The 21,812-nt window shown below is 42.6% G+C and carries 16 protein-coding genes; 7 read left to right on the top strand and 9 right to left on the bottom strand.

The features are described from left to right. Nucleotides 1-232 precede the first annotated feature (232 nt). The 3 genes from NBH14_RS02310 (at nt 233) to NBH14_RS02300 (ending at nt 6,062) form a co-directional block, all read left to right on the top strand. Nucleotides 233-3,052 (top strand): M16 family metallopeptidase, encoded by a 2,820-nt coding sequence (locus NBH14_RS02310; RefSeq protein ID WP_186958036.1) that lies wholly within the window; start codon nt 233-235, stop codon nt 3,050-3,052. 137 nt (nt 3,053-3,189) lie between these two features. Further along, nucleotides 3,190-4,737, top strand: coding sequence for a PD-(D/E)XK nuclease domain-containing ATP-binding protein (locus NBH14_RS02305; RefSeq protein WP_186958037.1), 1,548 nt, complete (start codon nt 3,190-3,192; stop codon nt 4,735-4,737). A 104-nt stretch (nt 4,738-4,841) separates the two neighbouring features. Next, nucleotides 4,842-6,062, top strand: coding sequence for a M16 family metallopeptidase (locus tag NBH14_RS02300; RefSeq protein ID WP_010801302.1), 1,221 nt, complete (start codon nt 4,842-4,844; stop codon nt 6,060-6,062). 89 nt (nt 6,063-6,151) lie between these two features. Here the strand turns inward: NBH14_RS02300 and NBH14_RS02295 are convergent, their stop codons facing one another. Further along, on the bottom strand, nt 6,152-7,552 hold the full coding sequence (locus tag NBH14_RS02295; RefSeq protein WP_186958038.1) for an alanine/glycine:cation symporter family protein: 1,401 nt from the start codon (nt 7,550-7,552) through the stop codon (nt 6,152-6,154). Nucleotides 7,553-7,745: 193 nt separating this feature from the next. Here NBH14_RS02295 and NBH14_RS02290 point away from each other — a divergent pair, with 193 nt between their 5' ends. Both NBH14_RS02290 and NBH14_RS02285 read left to right on the top strand, forming a co-directional pair. Further along, nucleotides 7,746-10,073: a TonB-dependent receptor gene (locus NBH14_RS02290; protein ID WP_186958039.1), complete on the top strand. Its 2,328-nt coding sequence runs from the start codon at nt 7,746-7,748 to the stop codon at nt 10,071-10,073. 40 nt (nt 10,074-10,113) lie between these two features. Continuing rightward, the gene (locus tag NBH14_RS02285) at nt 10,114-10,620 is read left to right on the top strand and encodes a flavin reductase family protein (protein ID WP_128132707.1); all 507 of its coding nucleotides are present in this window, start codon (nt 10,114-10,116) and stop codon (nt 10,618-10,620) included. 2 nt (nt 10,621-10,622) lie between these two features. Here NBH14_RS02285 and NBH14_RS02280 read toward each other — a convergent pair whose 3' ends face one another. The 7 genes from NBH14_RS02280 to NBH14_RS02250 form a co-directional block, all read right to left on the bottom strand. Beyond that, complete coding sequence (locus NBH14_RS02280; protein ID WP_010801307.1) at nt 10,623-11,390, bottom strand: AAA family ATPase; 768 nt, start codon at nt 11,388-11,390, stop codon at nt 10,623-10,625. A gap of 37 nt (nt 11,391-11,427) precedes the next feature. After that, nucleotides 11,428-12,153: a ComEA family DNA-binding protein gene (locus NBH14_RS02275; RefSeq protein WP_128132708.1), complete on the bottom strand. Its 726-nt coding sequence runs from the start codon at nt 12,151-12,153 to the stop codon at nt 11,428-11,430. A gap of 13 nt (nt 12,154-12,166) precedes the next feature. After that, complete coding sequence (locus NBH14_RS02270) at nt 12,167-12,502, bottom strand: type II toxin-antitoxin system RelE/ParE family toxin (protein WP_128132709.1); 336 nt, start codon at nt 12,500-12,502, stop codon at nt 12,167-12,169. Then, complete coding sequence (locus NBH14_RS02265; RefSeq protein ID WP_158579621.1) at nt 12,475-12,642, bottom strand: hypothetical protein; 168 nt, start codon at nt 12,640-12,642, stop codon at nt 12,475-12,477. The genes NBH14_RS02270 and NBH14_RS02265 overlap by 28 nt, the downstream gene beginning before the upstream one ends. Before the next feature lie 84 nt (nt 12,643-12,726). Further along, the gene (locus NBH14_RS02260) at nt 12,727-14,097 is read right to left on the bottom strand and encodes a sodium-dependent transporter (RefSeq protein WP_128132710.1); all 1,371 of its coding nucleotides are present in this window, start codon (nt 14,095-14,097) and stop codon (nt 12,727-12,729) included. Between the two features lie 22 nt (nt 14,098-14,119). After that, nucleotides 14,120-14,773, bottom strand: a complete 654-nt coding sequence (locus NBH14_RS02255; protein ID WP_128132711.1) for an ABC transporter ATP-binding protein — start codon at nt 14,771-14,773, stop codon at nt 14,120-14,122. Nucleotides 14,774-14,778: 5 nt separating this feature from the next. Continuing rightward, nucleotides 14,779-15,492 (bottom strand): tRNA threonylcarbamoyladenosine dehydratase, encoded by a 714-nt coding sequence (locus NBH14_RS02250; protein WP_009860627.1) that lies wholly within the window; start codon nt 15,490-15,492, stop codon nt 14,779-14,781. Between the two features lie 138 nt (nt 15,493-15,630). On the opposite strand from NBH14_RS02250, the gene NBH14_RS02245 reads away from it, so the two are divergent. Continuing rightward, nucleotides 15,631-17,595, top strand: coding sequence for a beta-N-acetylhexosaminidase (locus tag NBH14_RS02245; RefSeq protein ID WP_128132712.1), 1,965 nt, complete (start codon nt 15,631-15,633; stop codon nt 17,593-17,595). Between the two features lie 76 nt (nt 17,596-17,671). Here NBH14_RS02245 and NBH14_RS02240 read toward each other — a convergent pair whose 3' ends face one another. After that, the gene (locus NBH14_RS02240) at nt 17,672-18,802 is read right to left on the bottom strand and encodes an OprO/OprP family phosphate-selective porin (RefSeq protein WP_128132713.1); all 1,131 of its coding nucleotides are present in this window, start codon (nt 18,800-18,802) and stop codon (nt 17,672-17,674) included. Nucleotides 18,803-19,446: 644 nt separating this feature from the next. Between NBH14_RS02240 and NBH14_RS02235 the strand changes: the two genes are divergently transcribed. After that, the gene (locus NBH14_RS02235; RefSeq protein WP_128132714.1) at nt 19,447-21,702 is read left to right on the top strand and encodes an inorganic phosphate transporter; all 2,256 of its coding nucleotides are present in this window, start codon (nt 19,447-19,449) and stop codon (nt 21,700-21,702) included. Nucleotides 21,703-21,812 lie beyond the last annotated feature (110 nt).

Here is a 21,812-nt window from a genome sequence, read left to right as displayed (position 1 = left end):
ATTTTCTGTGTTCCGGTTTGAATCTGGAAGAAATTACGTTTGTCAATGTGAATTCTGGTCTAAATCCGACCATCGAAGGATATAATAAATGCTTCAAATTATATACGTTGGGTTTCTCGAATCTGGAGGTCTAATATTATTTTTTGAAAACGAATAAAACCAATCTCTTATGAATAATATCCGGATTTTTATTCGTACTTTTCGAACCAATATTAATATTAAATATAATCGCATGAAAAAACTCAATCTAACATTATGTTGGCTGTTTGTGGCAGTATTCGCTTTACAACAGCTTTGTGCACAACAGTTGCAACCTCTTCCTGTTGATCCGAAGGTAAAATATGGGAAGTTGGATAACGGACTTACTTATTATATCCGGCAGAATAAATTGCCGGAAAACCGTGCTGATTTTTATATTGCACAACAGGTAGGTTCCATACTGGAAGAAGATTCGCAAGCCGGATTAGCTCATTTTCTGGAGCATATGGCTTTTAACGGAACAAAAAATTTTCCCGGAAAAATGATGACTAACTATCTGGAAACAGTCGGTGTCCGTTTTGGCGAGAATCTGAATGCCTATACTAGCTTTGATAAAACTGTGTATATGATTATGAATGCGCCTGTTACGCGTCAGGGTATTATCGACTCCTGTCTGTTGGTGCTTCATGATTGGTCTAACGGTATTTCGTTGGATGGTGAGGAGATCGATAAGGAGCGTGGCGTCATACGTGAAGAATGGCGTACCAGTGGAAATGCAGGCATGCGCTTGATGAAACAGCAGCTTCCGGCTATGTATCCGGGTAGCCAGTATGCTAATCGTTTGCCGATAGGAAGTATTGATGTGATCAATAACTTTAAACATGATGAGATACGTACTTATTATAAAAAATGGTATCGTCCCGATTTGCAGGCTGTTATTGTGGTGGGTGATATTGATCCGGATAAGATTGAGGCTCAATTAAAGACGCTGTTTGCCGATGTGCCTAAACCTGTAAATCCGGCAGAACGTATTCTGTATCCGGTCCCGGATAATGAGGAACCTCTGGTTTCGGTTGCACAGGACAAAGAGGCCACAATTCCTTATGTGTACCTATTCTTTAAACATGATCAAATGCCAGATGAGGTAAAAGCATCGGCAGCGGGAATAGTGATGAACTACATAAAAAATGTCTCTAGTGTCATGATGAACGAACGTTTCCGTGAAATCCTGCAAAAACCGGATGCTCCGTTCCTGGGAGCTTCGGGATATGATGGTAATTACTTTGTTGCTAAAACAAAAGATGCCTGGAATGTATTTTGTGCTGCAAAAGAAGGAAAGGTTACTGATGCGCTTGCTGCCATTACGCGCGAAACAGAGCGGGTGAACAAATATGGGTTTACTGCTTCCGAATATGAACGTGCCCGGGTGAATGTGTTGAAGAATTATGAATCGAATTATAAAGAACGGGATAAACAGAAAAACGGAACTTACTCAAACAGATATGTGGGCCATTTTACAGACGGGGGGTCCATCTCAGGGATAGAAAATGAATATGCTATGATCAACCAAATAGCACCGTCGGTTACTCTTGAACAGGTCAATCAATATATTCAGGATATAATCGGAGAGAAAAATGTTGTTATATCTGTATCCGGCCCGGAAAAAGAAGGACTAGTATATCCCACGAAAGAAGAATTGCTGGATGTATTTAATAAAGCACGTCAGGAGGAATTGACGCCTTATGTTGAAACGGTGTCTGATGAACCTTTGATAGAGAAATTGCCTGCACCTGGCAAGATCGTATCATCTAAAGAAAATGAGTTGCTGGGTGTAACGGAACTGACTTTGTCCAATGGCATTAAGGTTTTACTGAAAAAGACAGATTTTAAAGATGACCAGGTATTAATGACAGCCACCAGTCCGGGAGGTACGACTATGTTCGGCGATGAAGATATTGCGAATCAGAAGTTGATAAATAGTGCAATCAATCTGGGTGGTGTTGGAAATTTCAGCAAAACGGATTTAGCTAAAAAACTTGCGGGAAAGAAAGTTAATGTTTATGTTTCTCTTGGTCCGGATTGTGAGAAAGTGGATGGGTCTTCCTCTCCGCAGGATATTGAAACAATGTTCCAGTTGATCTATCTCTATTTTAATAAGCCTCGTATGGATAATGATGCGTATGCTTCATTTGAAGAAAGAATGAAATCACAGTTGACAAACCTGGATCTCAATCCGATGGTTTCGTTCAGTGATACACTGAGCACTTATCTATATAATGGAAATCCCCGTGTAATGCGTGTACAGTTGTCTGATTTTGATCATATAAGCTATGCCCGGATGATGGATCTTTATAAAGAACGTTATGCGGATGCATCCGATTTTATTTTCACATTTGTCGGAAATGTAGATACGGATGCTATCAAACCGCTGATAGAACAATATTTGGCAACTTTACCTTCTCTTGGTCGCAAAGAACCGAAAGGTAGGGAAGATGTATATGCTCATATGCAAAAGGGAATTACGGAAAAGCGTTTTGCTCGTTCGATGGAGACTCCTAAAGCTTCTATTGTCGGCATTTATTCCGGACAACTGGATTTTACACCCGAAAATATGACATTGCTCACCGCCTTGAAACAAATACTTGATATTGTTTATGTGGAGAAGGTCAGGGAAGAAGCCGGTGGAACGTATGGTGTCAGCGTTTCTTCACAGTTGGGTTATTTCCCGAAAGGAGAGGTCGCTTTGCAAACATATTTCGATACGGACCCAGAGAAGGCTGATTTAATGAATAAAATTGTACGTGACGAACTTCAGAGTATTGCGAAAGATGGTCCGCGTATTGAAGATTTTAATAAGACGAAAGAAAATATGCAGAAGAAATATGCGGAAAATCTGAAAGAAAACAGTTATTGGTTGCGTGTGGTCGATGATTACTATTTCCATAATCTGGATCGTCATACACCAAATAAAGCAGTACTTGACGGTATGACTTCAAAGCAGATACAGGAGATTGCTCAAAAGATACTTTCGCAAGGGAATATGCTGGAAGTATTTATGGAACCGGCTAAATAGGATTATATAAAAAACTGATATAGAGGATCTGGGAAGTGTTTAAAATACTTCCCGGTTCTTTAAATGAAAATAGGCATTATTAAACGAATTCTAGTCTAAATCCTTATCTTTGTCTGAATGTTTAATCCGGTTGAGTTATGGAAAGAAATTATCCGATAGGAGTACAGAGTTTTGAGAAGATACGGAAGGACAATTATGTATATATAGATAAAACCCGGTATGTTTACAGGTTGGCGAAAACCGGTTCATATTATTTTCTGAGCCGTCCGCGACGTTTTGGAAAAAGTCTATTGATTTCTACGTTTCAGGCCTATTTCGCCGGGAAAAAAGAACTTTTTGAGGGGTTAGATATCGAACAATTGGAGAAAGACTGGACGACTTATCCTGTGCTTCATCTCGATCTGAATGCACGAAATTACGAAGATGAAAATTCCCTGCTGGAAGAATTGAACAAACATTTGGAAATATGGGAGCGTGAATATGGAAGCCATTATGGCGATCGTGCTCCGGAAGAGCGTTTTTTTCATGTCATTCGTTTAGCATATGAGAAAACGGGGCAACGGGTAGTTATTTTGGTGGACGAATACGATAAACCGATGTTGCAGGCTATCGAAGATGACAGGTTACAACAGGTGTACCGAAACCAATTGAAGCCTTTCTACGGGGTGATGAAGAGCATGGATAGTTATATCAAATTCGCTTTCTTGACAGGGGTGACCAAATTTGGGAAAATAAGTGTTTTCAGTGATTTGAATAACTTGAACGACATTTCAATGAACCCTGATTTCGCCGCTATTTGTGGTCTGACTGAAAAGGAGATACATCATTATTTTGATTTGGATATCCATACATTGGCAACCAAAGAGGATCTGACTTATGATGAAACTGTTGAATTGTTAAGGGAAAATTATGACGGTTATCATTTTACCGAAAATTCGGAGGGTATCTATAATCCTTTCAGCTTACTGAATACGTTTTATGCCATGCGCCCCGATAGTTATTGGTTTGCAACGGGAACACCAAGTTTTCTGGTGTACCTTTTGCAAAGATCCCGTTATGATTTATGGGAATTGGAAGAGGTGGAAACAGATTCCGATGTGTTGGATAGTATTGATTCCTTTTCGAAAAATCCGATACCGGTAATTTATCAAAGTGGATATCTGACCATCAAAGGATATGATAAGCGCTTCAAATTATATACGTTGGGTTTCCCGAATTTGGAGGTCAAAGAAGGCTTTTTTAAATACCTGTTGCCTTATTATGCCGATGTAAAGGAAACGGATACGACTTTCAATATCCGTAAATTTGTAGGTGAAGTGGAAACTGGCGATTACGACTCTTTCTTTTCCAGGCTTCAAACCTTTTTCTGTAACATTCCTTACGACTTGGTCGGCGATTTGGAGAAACATTACCAAAATGTACTTTATATTATAAGTTGCTTGATGGGATTTTATGTTGATGCTGAATATCACACCAATCGTGGAAGGGCGGATCTAATCCTGAAAACTCCGGCTTACATTTATATAATGGAGTTCAAATTGAACGGAACATTAGAAGAAGCGATTCGCCAGATCGAAGAGAAAGGTTATGCCGAGCCGTTTGCTCACGATCCCCGCAAATTGGTCAAGCTAGCTATAAATTTCAGTTCTAAAACAAGGAATATCGAAGGATGGAAGGTGGTCTGAGTATAACTTTAAAGATTGTCTACCACGGAAATTTATCCAGCATTCTTCCTTTCTCCTTTTATTTATTGTACTTTTGCAAGTTCTAAATAAGCAAAAAGATAACAATGCATTACTTCTCACATATTTTACCTAATGGTCTTCGTATGGTACATTTGCCGATGGAATCGCCGGTTTCGTACTGTGGATTTGCTGTAAATGCCGGAACCCGGGATGAAGAATCGAACGAATTTGGTCTGGCTCATTTTGTGGAGCATATGATGTTTAAGGGTACCGAAAAGCGAAAAGCCTGGCATATCCTGAACCGGATGGAGAATGTAGGCGGAGAACTGAATGCTTATACGACCAAGGAAGAGACATTTGTGTATTCTATCTTTATGGAAGAACATTATCAGCGTGCTTTCGAATTGCTGACGGATTTGATCTTCCATTCACAGTTTCCGCAACAGGAAATAGAAAAAGAAGTGGATGTGATCCTGGATGAGATCAATTCGTATGAGGACAGCCCTTCGGAACTGATCTTCGATGAATTCGAGAATTTGCTTTATGACGGACATGCGCTGGGACATAATATATTGGGAGATGAGGCTTCTCTTCTGACCTTTAATTCTGAATCGGGCCGTTCGTTTATGCGTCGTTTCTATGCGCCGGAGAATATGGTATTCTTTTCGATGGGGCGCGTGGATTTCAAGAAGATCGTTAAACTGGCGGAAAGTCTGCTGTCGGATATCGCTTTCCCGATTGCTTCCCGCAACCGGGTGGCACCTGCCGGAATCCTTCCGTGTGTGAAGAAAGTACATAAGGATACACACCAGGCACACGTACTGATCGGTAGTCGTGCTTATAGTATGCATGATGAAAAACGGATACCGTTGTTCCTGCTTAATAATATGCTAGGTGGCCCGGGCATGAACAACCGTCTGAATGTTTCACTCCGTGAGAAGCATGGATTGGTTTATAATGTGGAATCGAATGTTACTTCTTATACCGATACCGGCCTGGCAAGCATCTACTTTGGTACGGATCCGAAGAATATGGAGAAAGCCCTGAAACTGGTCCATAAAGAGTTAGGTAAGATACGTGACATCAAGTTGTCCGCTACGCAACTGGCAGCTGCCAAAAAGCAGGTTATCGGCCAGTTAGGTGTTTCGGGAGATAATAAAGAAGGACTTTTTCTCGGTCTGGGAAAGAGTTTCCTCCACTATAACCGGTATGATACCCTTCCGGAAGTTTTCAGCAAGGTCGAAAGCCTGACAGCCGAAGAAATACAGGAAGTGGCGAATGAGGTATTCGCGCCGGAGCGGTTGTTTAGCCTGATCTATCAGTAAGAAGTTCAGAAAGTCAGTTCCAGCCTATGGAACAACTTTTCAGTTTATTTTATCATACATTTTGTATCATACAAAATGTATGATGCTTTTTACCAACATTCTGCCTTGTCCTTCAGCTCAGGGATGCTGTTTTTGGTGAATACGGGGCTTGCTATTCCTTTTCGTTTCTGGGTGATGTAATCATTGAGTAAGAGGAATGCCTGACGACCGAGCAGGGAGATGGCAATCAGGTTGCAGATCGTCATCAGTCCCATTGTTATATCGGCCAGGCTCCAGGCCAGGTCGAGGCTTGCCAAAGCACCGAACATCACCATTCCACCGACTAACAGGCGGTAGGTGAACAACACGCTTTTCTTTTGAGTGACAAATCGTATATTGGCTTCTCCGTAATAATAGTTACCGATTATACTGCTGAATGCGAACAGCAAAATGGCTACAGCGACGAAGATACTGCCGATACTTCCAACCTCATTGGTCAGTGCATGTTGCGTCAGTTGTACGCCGTTCACGCTTCCGTCGAGCGGGGCACCGCTGAAAAGGATGATGAAGGCCGTACAGGTGCAGATGATCAGTGTGTCAGTGAAAACACCTAATGTCTGGATAAGACCTTGCTTTACGGGGTGCGATACATCGGCTGTTGCCGCTACGTTCGGAGCCGAACCCATACCTGCCTCATTACTGAACAGGCCCCGTTTGATTCCTTGCATCAAAGCGGCTCCGACCGTTCCGCCGATAGCCTGTTCCCATCCGAAAGCATTACCGATGATGAGTTCCAGTACGGCCGGAAGTTTTCCTATATTGAAAAGAACGATGCCTAATGCCAGCGCAACATATCCGAGAGCCATTACAGGAACAATAATACTGCTCACTTTCGCGATCCGTTGAATGCCACCAAAGATAATGAGGATGGTCAGGATGGTTAGTATGCCGCCAATAATCCTGTGGTCGAATCCGAAGGCCCCTTCCCAAGCCGCGCAGATCGTGTTACTTTGTACCGAATTGAAGGCGAAGCCGAAAGTGATAGAAATCAATACAGCAAAAAACACGCCCATCCATCGTAACCCGAGGCCGCGTTCCATGTAATAGGCCGGCCCTCCGATAAAGGAGTCTTTTCCTCTTCTTTTATATAATTGTGCTAATGTCGATTCGACGAAGGCGCTGGAGGCTCCTAATAAAGCAATGATCCACATCCAGAATACGGCTCCCGGACCGCCAACCGCAATTGCCGTAGCTACTCCCGCCAGATTGCCTGTTCCGACACGGCTTGCCAGCGATACGGCAAATGCCTGAAAAGAAGAGATATGTTTTTCACCGTTTTTAGATTTTCCGGTAGAATCTCCAAGCAATTTTATCATTTCTTTTATCATGCGGAATTGTACGAAACGAGTTTTCAGGGTAAACCAGACGGCACAACCCAATAGCATGATAATTAATATATATGACCATAAAACATCGTTAATGGCGCTGATCCAGGTGTTTAATATATCCATGTGTGTTGTTTGTTTTATTCAAAGATACTGTTTTTCTTTAATACTGAAACATAAGATGTTAAACAGGAATAAAAAAAGAAATCTACTTTTTTTCAAAATGGATGTAACCTTTTCCCGGGTTGTTCCGTCTTATGAATAGAAACAAACGAAAGCAGGAGAGGCCACCCTGCGACAGATAAAAAACAATAAACTTATGAGACGAATTATATTCGGTATCATGCTGCTTGGCTGCATGATGCAGGGAGCTTTTGCTCAAAATTTAGGGATAAAAGGTCTGGTGAAGGATGGACGGAATAAGGAGCCGCTTGAATTTGCAAATGTTGTTCTGCAAACGATGGATTCCGTGTTTGTCCTTGGAACAACTACCGATGGAAAGGGCAGTTTTGTATTAGATAAGGTGAAAAGCGGAGATTATCTGCTGGTTATTTCCAGTCTGGGATATGAAACACAGTATGTCTCCCTGAATGGGTTTAATAAGAGCGTGACTTTGGGGGATATTCCGATGGAGGATGCCTCGGTTTCTTTGGACGGCGTTACTGTCAGTGCCTCCAATACAAGCAGCCGCTCCGACCGGAAGCTGGTGTTCCCTTCTGACCGGCAGGTAAAGGCTTCTACGAACGGGATGGATTTACTTCAACAGCTGATGTTGCCTAAAATACAAGTAAATCCGATGTCAAGCGAAATTAAAGTGCCGGGAAACGGAGAAGTGCAACTTCGCATTAACGGTGTGAAAGTAGAATTGCAGGAAATAAAGTCATTATTGCCTTCCGATATTATCCGTATAGAATATCATGATAATCCCGGATTGCGCTATGGTAATGCGGAAGTTGTGCTTGATTATATTGTTCGCCGTCCGGAAACGGGAGGAACATTGAGTCTGGATATGAGCCAGGGGGTGAATGCTTTATGGGGGGAACATCGTTTTTCAGGAAAGATCAACCACAAAAAATCAGAGTTTGGCGCTTCTTATCGTATCGGTCCGCGCGATTTCTATGGCATGTCGAGAGATAATGAAGAAATTTTTCATTTGGCGGATGGGACAGAGCTGCATCGAAAAGAGACTGGCGATCCGAGTCATGCCCGTATGTTTATGCATAATGTGAACCTGAATTACAGTATTCAGGATCCTGAAAAATATTTGTTTAATGCTACATTTCGTTATTGGAACAACCACCAGCCAAACTGGGATTACCGGGGAATTCTTTCCAACCTGGAAAATCCGGATGATTATGTAGACATGGTAGACTTAAATAGCGAGGACAATCAGGTTCCGGCACTGGACTTATATTACCAACGTAATCTGAAAAATGATCAGACATTGGTATTCAACGTGGTAGGAACTTACAATCGTACCTCTTCCCATCGTTTTTATCAGGAAAGCCGTGATCAGGAACCACTGACTGATATTAATAATCGCGTTTCCGGTAATAAATATTCTGTAATCGGCGAAGGTATTTATGAAAAGAAACTGGCGAACGGGAATCGTTTGAGTACCGGTCTGCGCCATACACAATCATTTTCCAATAATGAATATCGCAACGGGCATAATTATGATACCCATATGAACCAGGCTGAAAGTTCTCTTTACGGAGAATTTAAAGGAAAGGTTCGGAAACTCGATTATACATTAGGTGTTGGTGTTTCGCGATCCTATTATAAACAGGATGGAACGGACGATTCTTATCAGTATTATACGTTCAATCCGCGGTTCACGTTGCAATATGCTTTGCCTGGTCAGTCATTTGTCCGTTTAAGAGGTTATGTCGGAAATTCATCCCCTTCTTTAGGAAACCTGAGTGCTATCGAACAGGTGATCGACTCTTTGCAACTGCAACGGGGTAATCCTCAACTCGAGGCTTATATGCGTTATCGTCTGGCTCTTACTTACGAATTTCAGAAAGGTATTTTTTATACCAACCTGGACGGAGCTTATGAATATTTGCCGAATCCTATTATGGATGAGAAATTCCAGGAAGGGAATAAGATCATTCAGACCTGGAATAATCAGAAAAACTGGCAGCGTGTGACCGGTTCTGCCATGTTCCGTGTCGGACCGATTAAAGATATTCTGCAATTTTCGTTTACAGGCGGAGTAAACCATTATATCAGCAACGGTAATATTTACTCTCATACTTATACAAATTGGTATTGTAACTTACAGGCATCGCTTACCTGGAAAAAGTTTATGTTGATGTATCAGTTGGATACGAACTGGAACTGGTTCTGGGGTGAAACGTTGGACGGAGGAGAGAATATTCAGATTCTTATGGCGAAATATAATTTCAAGAACCTTTCTTTAGGCATTGGGGCATTTAATCCTTTCTCCGATAACTGGAAAGTGCAGTCCGAGAATTGGAATCAATATGCTTCCAGCAAAAAAACTTCTTATATCAAGGAAAGTTCCCGTCTTTTTGTTGTTTCGGTATCGTATAATTTCTCTTTCGGACGTACATATAAGGCCGGACAGAAACGTTTGAACAATAGTGACAGTGATTCGGGCGTAATGAGTACGGGTAAATAATATTCTTTGTATCTTTGAAGGAAATTAAAGAGTATAAAGTATGAAAGCAATTGAACCCAATCTGATAAAGGATAACTTTATTGAAATTATCGGGAAGGAGTGGATGCTGGTAAGTGCCGGTGATAAGGATAAGTTTAATATGATGACAGCCAGTTGGGGCGGCGTAGGTTTCCTTTGGAACAAACCGGTGGTGTTTGTTTTCATCCGTCCGGAGCGTTATACCCGTGAATTTGTCGATGAAAAAGGGTGTTTTACGCTCTCTTTCCTGGGGGAAGAACACAAAGCGGCTCATAAGGTCTGTGGATCCAAATCAGGCCGTGATATGGATAAAGTGGCGGCTACAGGCCTGACTCCTTATTTCACGGAGCTCGGAAATCCCTGTTTTGAAGAGTCACGCCTGACGTTGGAGTGCAAAACGCTTTATGTGACAAAGATGGATAAAAATAGTTTTATCGATCCGGCTTTGTATGAAAAATGGTACAGCGCATTGGCGGGTAATCTGCATAATGTATATGTGGCAGAAATCGTGAATGCCTGGGAAAAGTAATTTTACTTTATTCCCAATTCCCTGAGCATTTGCTCCGTATGAGTCAGAAAATACTTCGTTAATTGATAATGTTGTGTTTCCTCATACGGAGTAATATGTGCTCCATCCTCATCTATGGAATAGATATCTGCTCCCGGGTAAGCCATGATGATGGGAGAATGCGTGGAAATAATCAGTTGGCAGCCTTGTGCCACCAGTTCTTGTATCCGGACCAGTAAAGCCAGCTGGCGTTGAGGCGATAGGGCTGCTTCCGGCTCATCAAGGATGAAAAGGGTATTTCTTCCTGCATAATTCAGAAAAGTGCTAAGAAAACTTTCACCATGCGACTGTTCGAGGAGGCGGCGTCCTCCGTAAGCTGCCATAGAATAATCGCGGCCATAGTTTAGTATGTCTTTCATCGATTTGGCATCTATTTCGGCAGCATGTTCGAAGAAAGATTCTGCCCGGAAGAAGAAATGGTCGAACGGTTTCCGCTCTTCGATGAGGCGGATGCATTGGGGCAATACGTTTGAATAGGATTTCCAGGCTTCTTTTCCGTCATATAGCATGCCCTGGCTGTCTTCATCCCGTTCTTCGTATTTGAACATGATGCCTTCGAGCAAGGTTGACTTGCCAGCTCCGTTTTCTCCGACCAGGAAAGTAACCGGTTTTCGGAAAACAATCGATTCGATGTACCGTACTGCTGCGGCTCTGAACGGATATTTGAGCTCTTCTACCGGGCCTTCCACTTCGGCAGGGTTAAGTAATTGTGCTTGTTTGAGATAAATCATAGCTTTCTTTTTTACAAATATATATAAACTTCCTGTTTTATTCAAATGATAAATAAGGAGTCAGTCTTTCTTTATCTGTTTCAGTAAATTCTTCCAGTAATTGAAGATTTTCCCAGCCGGATAACTTCCCTTTCTGTTTCCGTAGCTGTTCGATGATGTGGGCTTGCTGATAATTTATATAAGGATGTTTGCATAGTTCTTTAAAGGACATTTTATGGACCTCTAACGGACAGATCAGGGAGATATCTGCCGAAAACCACGATTTCATCGCATTATATCGTTCTTCATCAAGACCGTACACTTCACGAAGTTGTTCTACAGTATAGAAACCTCCCAGCAGTTCTCTGTATTTTATGATCCGGCGGGCAAAAGTGCTTCCGATCCCGGGAACTTTTTTCAGGATTGTGGTGTCGGCAGTATTTAGTTCGACAACAGTTCCGACAGGGTATTTTTCTGTTTTAGGAAAAGTCCTTCTTTCGGATGTATTTGGGGTTTCTCCCGAATGAAATTTATTTTTCTCTCGGGAGGAATTGTTTTTTCTCCCGGATGCAGGAGTTTTTACCTTTTCCGGATTCGGTTTCTTTGAAACGATTTTTTGAGCTGTTTTAGCCGGTTCAATGATCTGAACATTCTCTTTAGGAATTTGTTTCGGTTTATCATCAGTTAATAATAAAATGATCCAGGAAATAGAGATAAGGCAGAGCAAGAGAGTTAAGGCTCTGCGTTCTCCTTGGGAAAAATAGAGTAAATCACGCCAATTCATAGTTTATAAGATATTATGGTTTGATATTTCGTCGGTTTTTGATATGTGAGATGCTTTCCTTATAGGAAATGATGTCTAGCACTTCAATCCGTTTGTTAGTAATGCGGTATAAAATAAAATGGGCAGGGAGCATAATGGTTCTGTACATCTTATTTTGGGTTGGCATATATCTGCATTCCGGATGGATTAAATATCTTGAAGGTAGTTGTCTGACTTCTTCATAGATAAGGTTTTCATATTTAATTGCTTGATATTCCCCGAATAATTCTGTTCCGTAAGAGTATATATTGTCTGCAGAGATGAAAAATTCGGAAGAGACAATCAATGCTTTTTCCTTTGTTCCCTCCATTGCCGCATCATTTCGAATCCTTCTTCCAATGTATAAAATGGTCCTTCTTCGGCTTTACGAACGCGGGCAATAAATTCTTCCCGAGTCATGTCTAATCCGGGAAGTAACTTTCTTTTCTTTGAGACGGTTTTGATTTCCATACTGATAATTATTAAATGATGAATATTCTTTTGCAAAGTTATAAGTTACCTGTTGATAAGCAAATAATTTATACCTTTTTATTTTCAAAACAAGGAGGTTATCTTTTTGATCAGTCCCAATTCGTTCAGGAAGATCAGGCCGATTGCTACGGGAGCGATGTATTTTATAAAGAACGCATACGTATTGAAGAAGTAAAAGGTAATTGTTCCTTTATTCGTCAATTCTTCTTTCAATACTTTTCTTTCGATGCGTAAACCGACAAATACGCAGATCATCATTCCGCCGATAGGCATCATAATTTTTGCTGTGAGATAGTCCAGTGCATCAAAAATGATCATTCCGCCGATGGTATATTCTTTCAATAGACCGAAAGAGAGAGAAGCAAGGGCTCCGATGACGGCAACACCGGCAGAAACGATCCAGGCCGCTTTCTTTCTGGTCATATGATATTCTTCATGTACATAGGCCGTTGCCACTTCATGCAGGGAAATGGTAGAGGTCAAAGCTGCCAAAGCTAGTAGAATGAAGAATATGAAAGACCATATATTTCCGAAAGGTAACTGTTCGAAGATATTCGGAAGGGTGATGAACACCAGTTCCGGGCCAGCTGTCGGTTCAATACCAAAGCTGAATACGGCAGGGAATACCATGATACCGGCCAGTAATGCGACAAAAGTGTTCAGAACAGTCACCTGTATCGCTGTTAATTGCAGATTCGTATCTTTCCCGAAATAAGAAGAATAGGTGATCAGACACCCCATCCCGATACTCAGAGAAAAGAATGTTTGTCCCATAGCACTTAAAATAACGGAGGAGGTGATCTTCTCGAAGTCCGGTTTGAACAGGAAAGACAATCCTTCGTTTACCCCCGGCAGGGTTATGGAACGTATACATAATACCAGCAGTATAAGGAATAAGGCCGGCATCATGATCTTGGATGCCCTTTCGATTCCCTTCTCAACCCCTGAGACGATGATGAAATGTGTTATTGCGATGAATACGATTGTCCAACCGATCGGTCTGAGTGCGCTGGAGGAAAAGGCTTCGAACTCGGTGGTAAACTCGGCAGTAGTCTTTCCCGACAAAGAGCCGGTCATTGCCTGCCAGATATATTCCAGTGTCCATCCGGAAACGACGGAATAGAAACCCAATATAAGAAATGCAGCCAAGACTCCGTTATAGCCGATCAGCGACCATTGTGTTCCCGGCGCCAACTCCTTAAAAGCTCCGGCAGCGTTTCTGCGTGAGTGGCGGCCGATAAAAAATTCGGTGATCATGATAGGAAGGCCCAGTAAAACAGTGCATATCATAAAGACCAGCAGGAAAGCTCCTCCACCGTTCGATCCTACCATATAAGGAAAACGCCAGATACTACCCAAGCCTACAGCACACCCTACAGTTGCTAATATTACTCCGATTTTACTTCCAAAAGTTACTCTATCTTTATTTGCCATAGATTATTTGTCCTCTTTCTATTTATAATAAAACAACCCCGTCCTTGATATGAATTACGCGGTCGGTGTTGGCAGCCAGTTGTTCATCGTGCGTTACTATCACAAATGTCTGGTGCATCTGGTCGCGCAATTCGAAGAAAAGGCTGTGTAATTCTTCTTTGTTTTTTGTATCCAGGCTGCCCGAAGGTTCGTCAGCCAGGATGACGGCGGGGTTATTGATTAATGCACGGGCTACGGCAACGCGTTGTTTCTCGCCACCGGATAATTCAGCCGGTTTATGAGTCATACGATCCGATAGTTTCATGAAATCAAGTATTTCCTTCGCTCTTCTTTCTGCGTCGGACGCCTTTTCCCTGGCAATCAGTGCCGGGATCATTACGTTTTCCAACGCTGTAAATTCCGGTAGTAGCTGGTGGAACTGAAATACAAAGCCGATATTCTTATTACGGAAGGCAGCCAGTTCTTTTTCGGAAAGTTTGCCCGTTTCTGTTTCGTTAATAAATAATTTACCGTTGTCGGGCGTATCCAATGTCCCGATAATCTGGAGCAACGTTGTTTTTCCAGCACCGCTGGGGCCGACGATAGCTACAACTTCACCTTTATTGATCGTCAGGTCGATGCCCTTCAAAACCTGTAAATTCCCGAAACTTTTAGTAATACCCTGCGTTTGTATCATGTTGATTAAATATTTCTTATTACATAGGAAGCCAGATAACAGCCGAAAATAGCCGGCATATACGAAACTGTCCCGGTAGTCGTCCGCTTGCATTGTTCGTTCTCCACTTCCACTACGGCTTCCGGATTGGCGATTTCTGTAGAGAAAACGACCGGAATACCTTTGTTTAGTCCCATTCCCCGAAGCCGTTTGCGCACCGCTTTTGCCAGTGCACAGTTGCATGTCTTGGAAATGTCAGCGATTTTCACCTGCGACGGATCGATCTTTGCTCCGGCACCCATGGATGAAACAATGGGGATTTCACGTCGGTAAGCATGATATAGCAGATATGCTTTCGGACTGAGTGAATCGATGGCATCCACGATGAAATCGTACTTTTGGGCAGAAAGAACCTCTTCTGTCCGTTCGTCACGCAGGAATTCATTGAGTATTGTCAGCTTCAATCGCGGGTTGATATCCAGTAAACGTTGTCCCACAACTTCCGCTTTCTGCATCCCCAAGGTAGAATGTAGAGCCGGCAGTTGGCGGTTAATATTGCTGTCGTTCACCGTATCCGCATCAACAATGGTCATATGTCCTATCCCGGCACGGCATATCTGCTCGGCTGCATAAGCCCCGACGCCTCCGAGTCCTACGACCAACACATGGCAATGTGACAAGTACTCCATCCGTTCGGCCCCCAGTAAAAGTTCCGTCCGTGTGTTCCATTTGTAACTCATTTATATGTTTTTGAGCACAAAAGTAATAAATCAATCAGAAACCGCCTTTTTATTAGTCATCTTTTAACTATTCCTTCATTTCCGGTTTGTGCAGATGAGTAAAAAGCAGTAATATTGTACGCTTAAATTTAAAATACAATGAAGATAAAACGCTATTTAATGCTGGTTGCAGCGTGTACTCTCTTTTTAGGGAAAAGTTTTGCTGCCAATAACGAGAAACCGTTCGTGATACCTGAATTACAGGAATGGAGAGGTGCTCAGGGAATGTTTACTCCTTCTGCTACTTCCCGTATTGTTTATGCGGGTAAAGATCCTGCCGTTGCCCGTGTAGCCAATCAGTTTGCCGAAGATTATGAAACAATGTTCGGGCGTAAGTTGGCTGTCGTGCAGGGAAGAGCCTCTGCCGGTGACTTTGTTTTCTCCATATCCGGAGACAAACAACTGGGTGAAGAAGGATATGCAGTGAAAATTGCTGACCGTGTAACCGTATCGGCTCCTAAAGCTAAAGGTTTATACTGGGCAACCCGTACGCTTCTTCAGATGACGGAGCAAAACAGCGACCTGGCTTTGTCAAAAGGTTCAATGCGCGATTATCCGGATTATGCGATCCGCGGTTTTATGATGGATTGCGGCCGTAAATTTATCCCGATGAACTTTCTGCGCGATTACGTTAAGATGATGGCCTATTATAAGATGAATACGTTACAGGTTCACCTGAATGATAACGCTTTCAAACAGTATTTTGAACATGACTGGAACAAAACATATGCAGCATTCCGCCTGGAAAGCGAGTTCTTTCCGGGGCTGACGTCACGTGACGGCTATTATACAAAGAAAGAATTTATTGATTTCCAGTTGATGGCTGATAGTCTGGGCGTAGAAATCATTCCGGAAATAGATGTCCCCGCTCATTCTCTGGCATTGACGCATTATCGTCCGGAAATCGGTAGTGAGGAATATGGCATGGACCATCTGGATTTGTTCAAGCCGGAGACTTATCAGTTTGTAGACAGCTTGTTCCGGGAATATCTGGAAGGCAGGAATCCTGTATTTGTCGGTAAACGAGTACATATCGGAACAGACGAATATTCAAATAAAAAGAAAGATGTAGTGGAAAAATTCCGCGAATTCACTGATCATTACATTCGTTTCGTGGAAGGTTTCGGTAAACAGGCATGTGTGTGGGGTGCCCTGACCCATGCTAAAGGCGATACTCCCGTAAAATCAAAGAATGTATTGATGAATGCATGGTATAATGGTTATGCCGAACCGAAGGATATGATCAAGCAGGGATACGACCTGCTCAGCGTACCGGACGGTTATTTGTATATCGTTCCGGCTGCGGGTTATTATTATGATTATCTGAATACGGAAATGTTGTATAAAGAATGGACTCCGGCGCACATCGGGAAAGAGGTTTTCCCTGAAAAGCATAAACAGATTAAAGGAGGAATGTTTGCCGTTTGGAATGACCATGCCGGTAACGGAATCAGTACGAAGGATATTCATTACCGCGTATTCCCGGCTTTGCAGACACTGGCTGTAAAGATGTGGACTGGCAAAGACTGTAAAGTTCCTTATGAAACATTCAATGCGGCTCGCCTTTCCTTGAGTGAAGGTCCGGGAGTCAATGTAGCCGGTCGTATCGGTAAAACACCGCGTGCCGTATATAATCAGGAAACATTGAAGCCGGGAACCGAGACCGGGCTGAAGGAAATAGGTTATCAGTATACTGTTTCTTTTAATATCACATCAGTTCCCGAAGAACGCGGAACAGAGTTATTCCGTTCGCCGGATGCCGTCTTCTATCTGTCCGATCCTGTTTCAGGCAAACTGGGATTTGCCCGTGACGGTTATCTGAATACGTTCAACTATCAGTTCTACCCCGATGAAATGGCTTCAATTGCTATCAGCGGAGATGAGAAATCGACTCGTTTATATGTAAACGGACAGTTGAAGGAAGATTTGAATATCCAAAAACGTTTCTTCAACGGAGGAAAAGATTCCATGAGCTATGTTCGTACATTGGTTTTCCCGCTGGAAAAGGCCGGAAATTTCAAGAGTACGATTACTAATTTGGAAGTGCTGAATTATTGTAAGTAATAGGAAAGCAAATAAAAAAGCTCTTGCCGGCCGTATCATTGACAGCTGGCAAGAGTTTTTTATTGACTGGTAATTGTTAAAACCGTACTTGCAATCGAACCTGCATCATATTGATTTCGCATTTACCCAATGCAGAATACTTGTCCATCCAAAGATGTGCGTAGTTCAGGCGGGAGGAAATGTATTTGTTGAAATAATAGTTGATGCCGATGGATACGTCATGCTGGCTTCCTCCTGTGATATGGCTGCTGAAATCATTCAGGTTCGTATAATTGTAACGGCAGGCAAGAAGAATGGAATGTGGGTCTTCAGGCATCACCGGTATTGCATCGAGTGCATCGTAAGCATATTTGCTCCCTTTTAAGAGGAATCCGCCCAATATATATCCTCCGTGGGCAGAATAGGAGGGTAGGGAAGAATTTTGTTTGATTTTCGTGTAAAGAAACTCTGTTTGTAACAGCCATTTTTTTTGAAACAACAGGCATTCTACGTTCGACTGAACCTGATTTTTGGCATGTTCGAATGTCAAATCCAGTGTCCGTGGGGAAGGTATGTAAGTGACGCCTTTTGTCTTTAACCGGATTTGTTGTTCGCCGGTTTCCGTATTTTCATCAGGGACCTTGAATAAAACTCCCGTGCCTATATGGAATAATTGTCCCGGAGAGTTCACCGGACGCCAGACGACACGTCCGGAAAAGTTATAACCGGGTTTGGTTGTCTCGGAGAAACTGAGTCCGTCACCGCAAAAAGCACCGGCTGATAAATAATAGGAAGGAAGGGAACGTGTGTAGGATATGCCTATTCTGCGGTCCGGATAGAAAGTTTCTGCCACATTGGAGGCTGTGTTGAAAATTAAATCATTTGTGCTGGTGGACTGGTCTATACTGTAATAGCCGAGCATATAACCGGCACGGAAATAATTCCCGTCTTTGCCATATTCGGTAAATGCATCTTTCAGTGTTATCTTATTATTTGCAAAGCCTACATCTATTTTGGTATACCAGTTCGAATAGATACGGACTTTGGCTGCCAGCCGGACATCTGCTATATGCGCTCCGGCATGTAACTCTTTGGGAGAATGAATATAAACACCGCCATCCAGGAATAAACGGCCTGATAATTTCCAGTCGATAGGTGAAGAATCCGGCGTTGCAAAAACTGAAAAAGCAAAAAGAATAAGTAGAAATAAGGTTGTTATCCGTCTCATGAAAAATGTTCCTTTACAGTATTGAAACTGTAAAGGAACGAAAAAAATGGAAAAAATCGAAGTGATATTGTAAAGATATTGGTTATAGACCGAGTTATATCGTTTATTACTAAGACAGGAATTTTGAAAATACCCCTACTGGTATGGAAAGAAATATTGTTGTAGTTTGGAAGATACAAAAAAATGAAAGGGAAAGTCTGGATTTAACTCCAGGTCTTTCCCTCTCTTACTTAACCGACCCCCTTATTTCCCAATAAGTTTTATATTACAAATGTATGTGATTTGTGATTATGATTTGTTTCATTAATCAACCAAATTAGGAAGAATGGCAGGCAAATATCAGCTAATGTATTCATCTGAGGTTCTTTAATAAGGATGAAGACTCGTTTTTGGGGAAATAGTTTTGGAAAGAATGTCAAGGAAGATGGGGCTGTTTCGATATCAGTGTATTGTGTCCGATACGGTCTGCCGGGTTCGGTATTCCATATTTATAAAAGAAAAGCCTCCTGCGCGCTAACTTTCTTTTTTCTCCCTTGTTTTAATAATAAGGGCGTTTTAACAATTGTAACATGTTTGTAATATCTGTGTAACACATGTGAAATATTTGTTTCAGACCTTTGTTGTCGAATATGTAACACTCATTTATGGAAACATTCTATCTGTTCCTCGTAATTTTTCTTTTCGTGCTGGCGGTATTTGACCTGTCGGTCGGAGTTAGTAATGACGCAGTAAACTTTTTGAATTCTGCAATCGGTTCGAGGGCCGCATCGTTTAAAACTATTATGGTCATCGCCGCAATCGGTATTTTTGTCGGCGCTTCTTTGTCTAACGGTATGATGGATATTGCCCGGCATGGGATTTATCAGCCGCAACACTTCTTTTTCTCCGAGATTATGTGTATCCTGCTGGCTGTCATGTTGACCGATGTCGTACTGCTCGATATCTTTAATTCATTGGGGATGCCGACATCGACGACCGTTTCGCTTGTGTTTGAATTGCTGGGAGGTACGGTGGCCCTGTCGCTGGTCAAGATAGCCAATTCCAACGGTGCTTTGCAGTTGGGGGATTTGCTGAATACCGATAAGGCCTTTACCGTGATTCTGGCCATCTTCCTTTCTGTGGCGATTGCTTTCTTCTTCGGAAGCGTGGTGCAGTATATTTCGCGTCTCATCTTTACATTTAATTATAAGAAACATACAAAATACTTTATAGCGCTGTTTGGCGGTCTGGCGGCTACTTCCATCCTTTATTTTATGCTGATAAAAGGGTTGAAGGAAAGTTCGTTTATGACCGGTAATCTGAAAGAGCTTATTTACGGCAATACCAGCATGGTTGTGTGGGGAGCTTTTATTTTCTTCACTATCCTAATGCAAATCCTTCACTGGCTGAAAGTGAATGTATTCAAGATTATTGTGATGCTGGGTACTTTTGCCCTGGCGCTGGCTTTTGCCGGAAATGATCTGGTGAACTTTATCGGTGTTCCTCTGGTCGGCTATTCTTCTTATATGGATTTGATGGCACAGGGGGGAACGACGACGACGGATACATTCCTGATGGGTTCGCTGCTTGCCCCGGCTCAGACACCCTGGTATTTCCTGGTCGGTTCGGGTCTGGTGATGGTGATTGCACTGGCTACTTCCAAGAAGGCGCATAATGTGGTGAAGACTTCGCTGGATTTATCCCGCCAGTCGGAAGGAAACGAGAGCTTCGGAACATCGCCGGTGGCACGTATGCTGGTCCGTACTTGCAATAATGCTTCCAGCACGATTCTGAGTGTGGTTCCTCCAAAGGTAAAGGACTGGGTTGACAGCCGGTTTAATAATGATGAAATTATTCTGGAAGACAAAGCCAGCTTTGACCTGGTCCGTGCTTCGGTTAATGTGGTACTTTCGGGATTGCTGATTGCGTTGGGTACTTCTTTGAAGTTACCGCTTTCAACGACTTACGTGGCATTTATGGTGGCAATGGGTAGTTCGTTGGCCGACCGTGCCTGGGGACGTGAAAGTGCAGTTTACCGTATTACCGGTGTGTTGTCGGTTATCGGCGGATGGTTTATTACGGCGGGAGCTGCTTTTACGATTTGTTTCCTGGTTGCTATTGTTATTTATTTCGGAGGTATCGCGGCGATGGCTGCGATGGTCGGCCTGGCAGTTTATATGTTGATACGCAGTCAGATTGCTTATAAGAAAAAGATGAAGAAAGAAGCCTTGAAGGAAGAAGTGAACACGACAGTGGCCAAACTGCGTGATACGACAGACAGCCGCGAAGCCCTTTCTTTGTTCCGTGAACATAGCCGCGAAGAATTACAGTCGGTATTGCTGTTTACCGCGGATGCACTCGACCGCTCCGTTCATGGTTTCATGAATGAAAATCTCCGGGAGCTGCGTAAAGTCCTGAACGAAATAGAAGAGAAAAAGATACATTTGAAGCAAGTAAAACGTGTCGGTACGCTGGGCGTAACGCATCTGGAACACGATATTGCCGTCGAAAAGGGATTGTATTATTATCAGGGGAATGATTTCGCCAGCGAGATTATCTTCAGTGTTCGCCGTCTGACAGAACCCAGCAAGGAGCATGTGGATAATAACTTCAGTCCGCTCAACGATATTCAGAAAGAAGATTTCAGCAAAATGACGGAGAGCATCATTACTTATCTGAAACGTTGCGCTGCCATGATTGAAACGAACGATTATCATCGCCTGGACGATGTCATAGTCGAATCCGTCTCCTTGACCAACCAGCTCACCGCCCTGAAAAAAGGTGAATTGAAACGTATCCAGGGACAGAGCGGAAGTACGAAGGTAAGCATGGTCTATCTGAATATGGTACAGGAAGCGCAGAACGTTGTATCGTTTACTGCAAACCTGGTGAAAGTAAGCCGTAAATTCCAAAAGGAATAAGGATGAAAAACGGCACCGGGGCAAAATGACTTATAATGTTATTCGCTAGTCGATTACAGTTTCCTCGTAGTTCCTGTTTCAGGAAACTGTAGTTCCCTGCCCGGGGAACT

The sequence above is a fragment of the Parabacteroides caecihominis genome, from assembly GCF_023656785.1.
Lineage (GTDB): Bacteria > Bacteroidota > Bacteroidia > Bacteroidales > Tannerellaceae > Parabacteroides > Parabacteroides segnis.
This window is presented reverse-complemented; position numbering and strand designations above follow the sequence as displayed.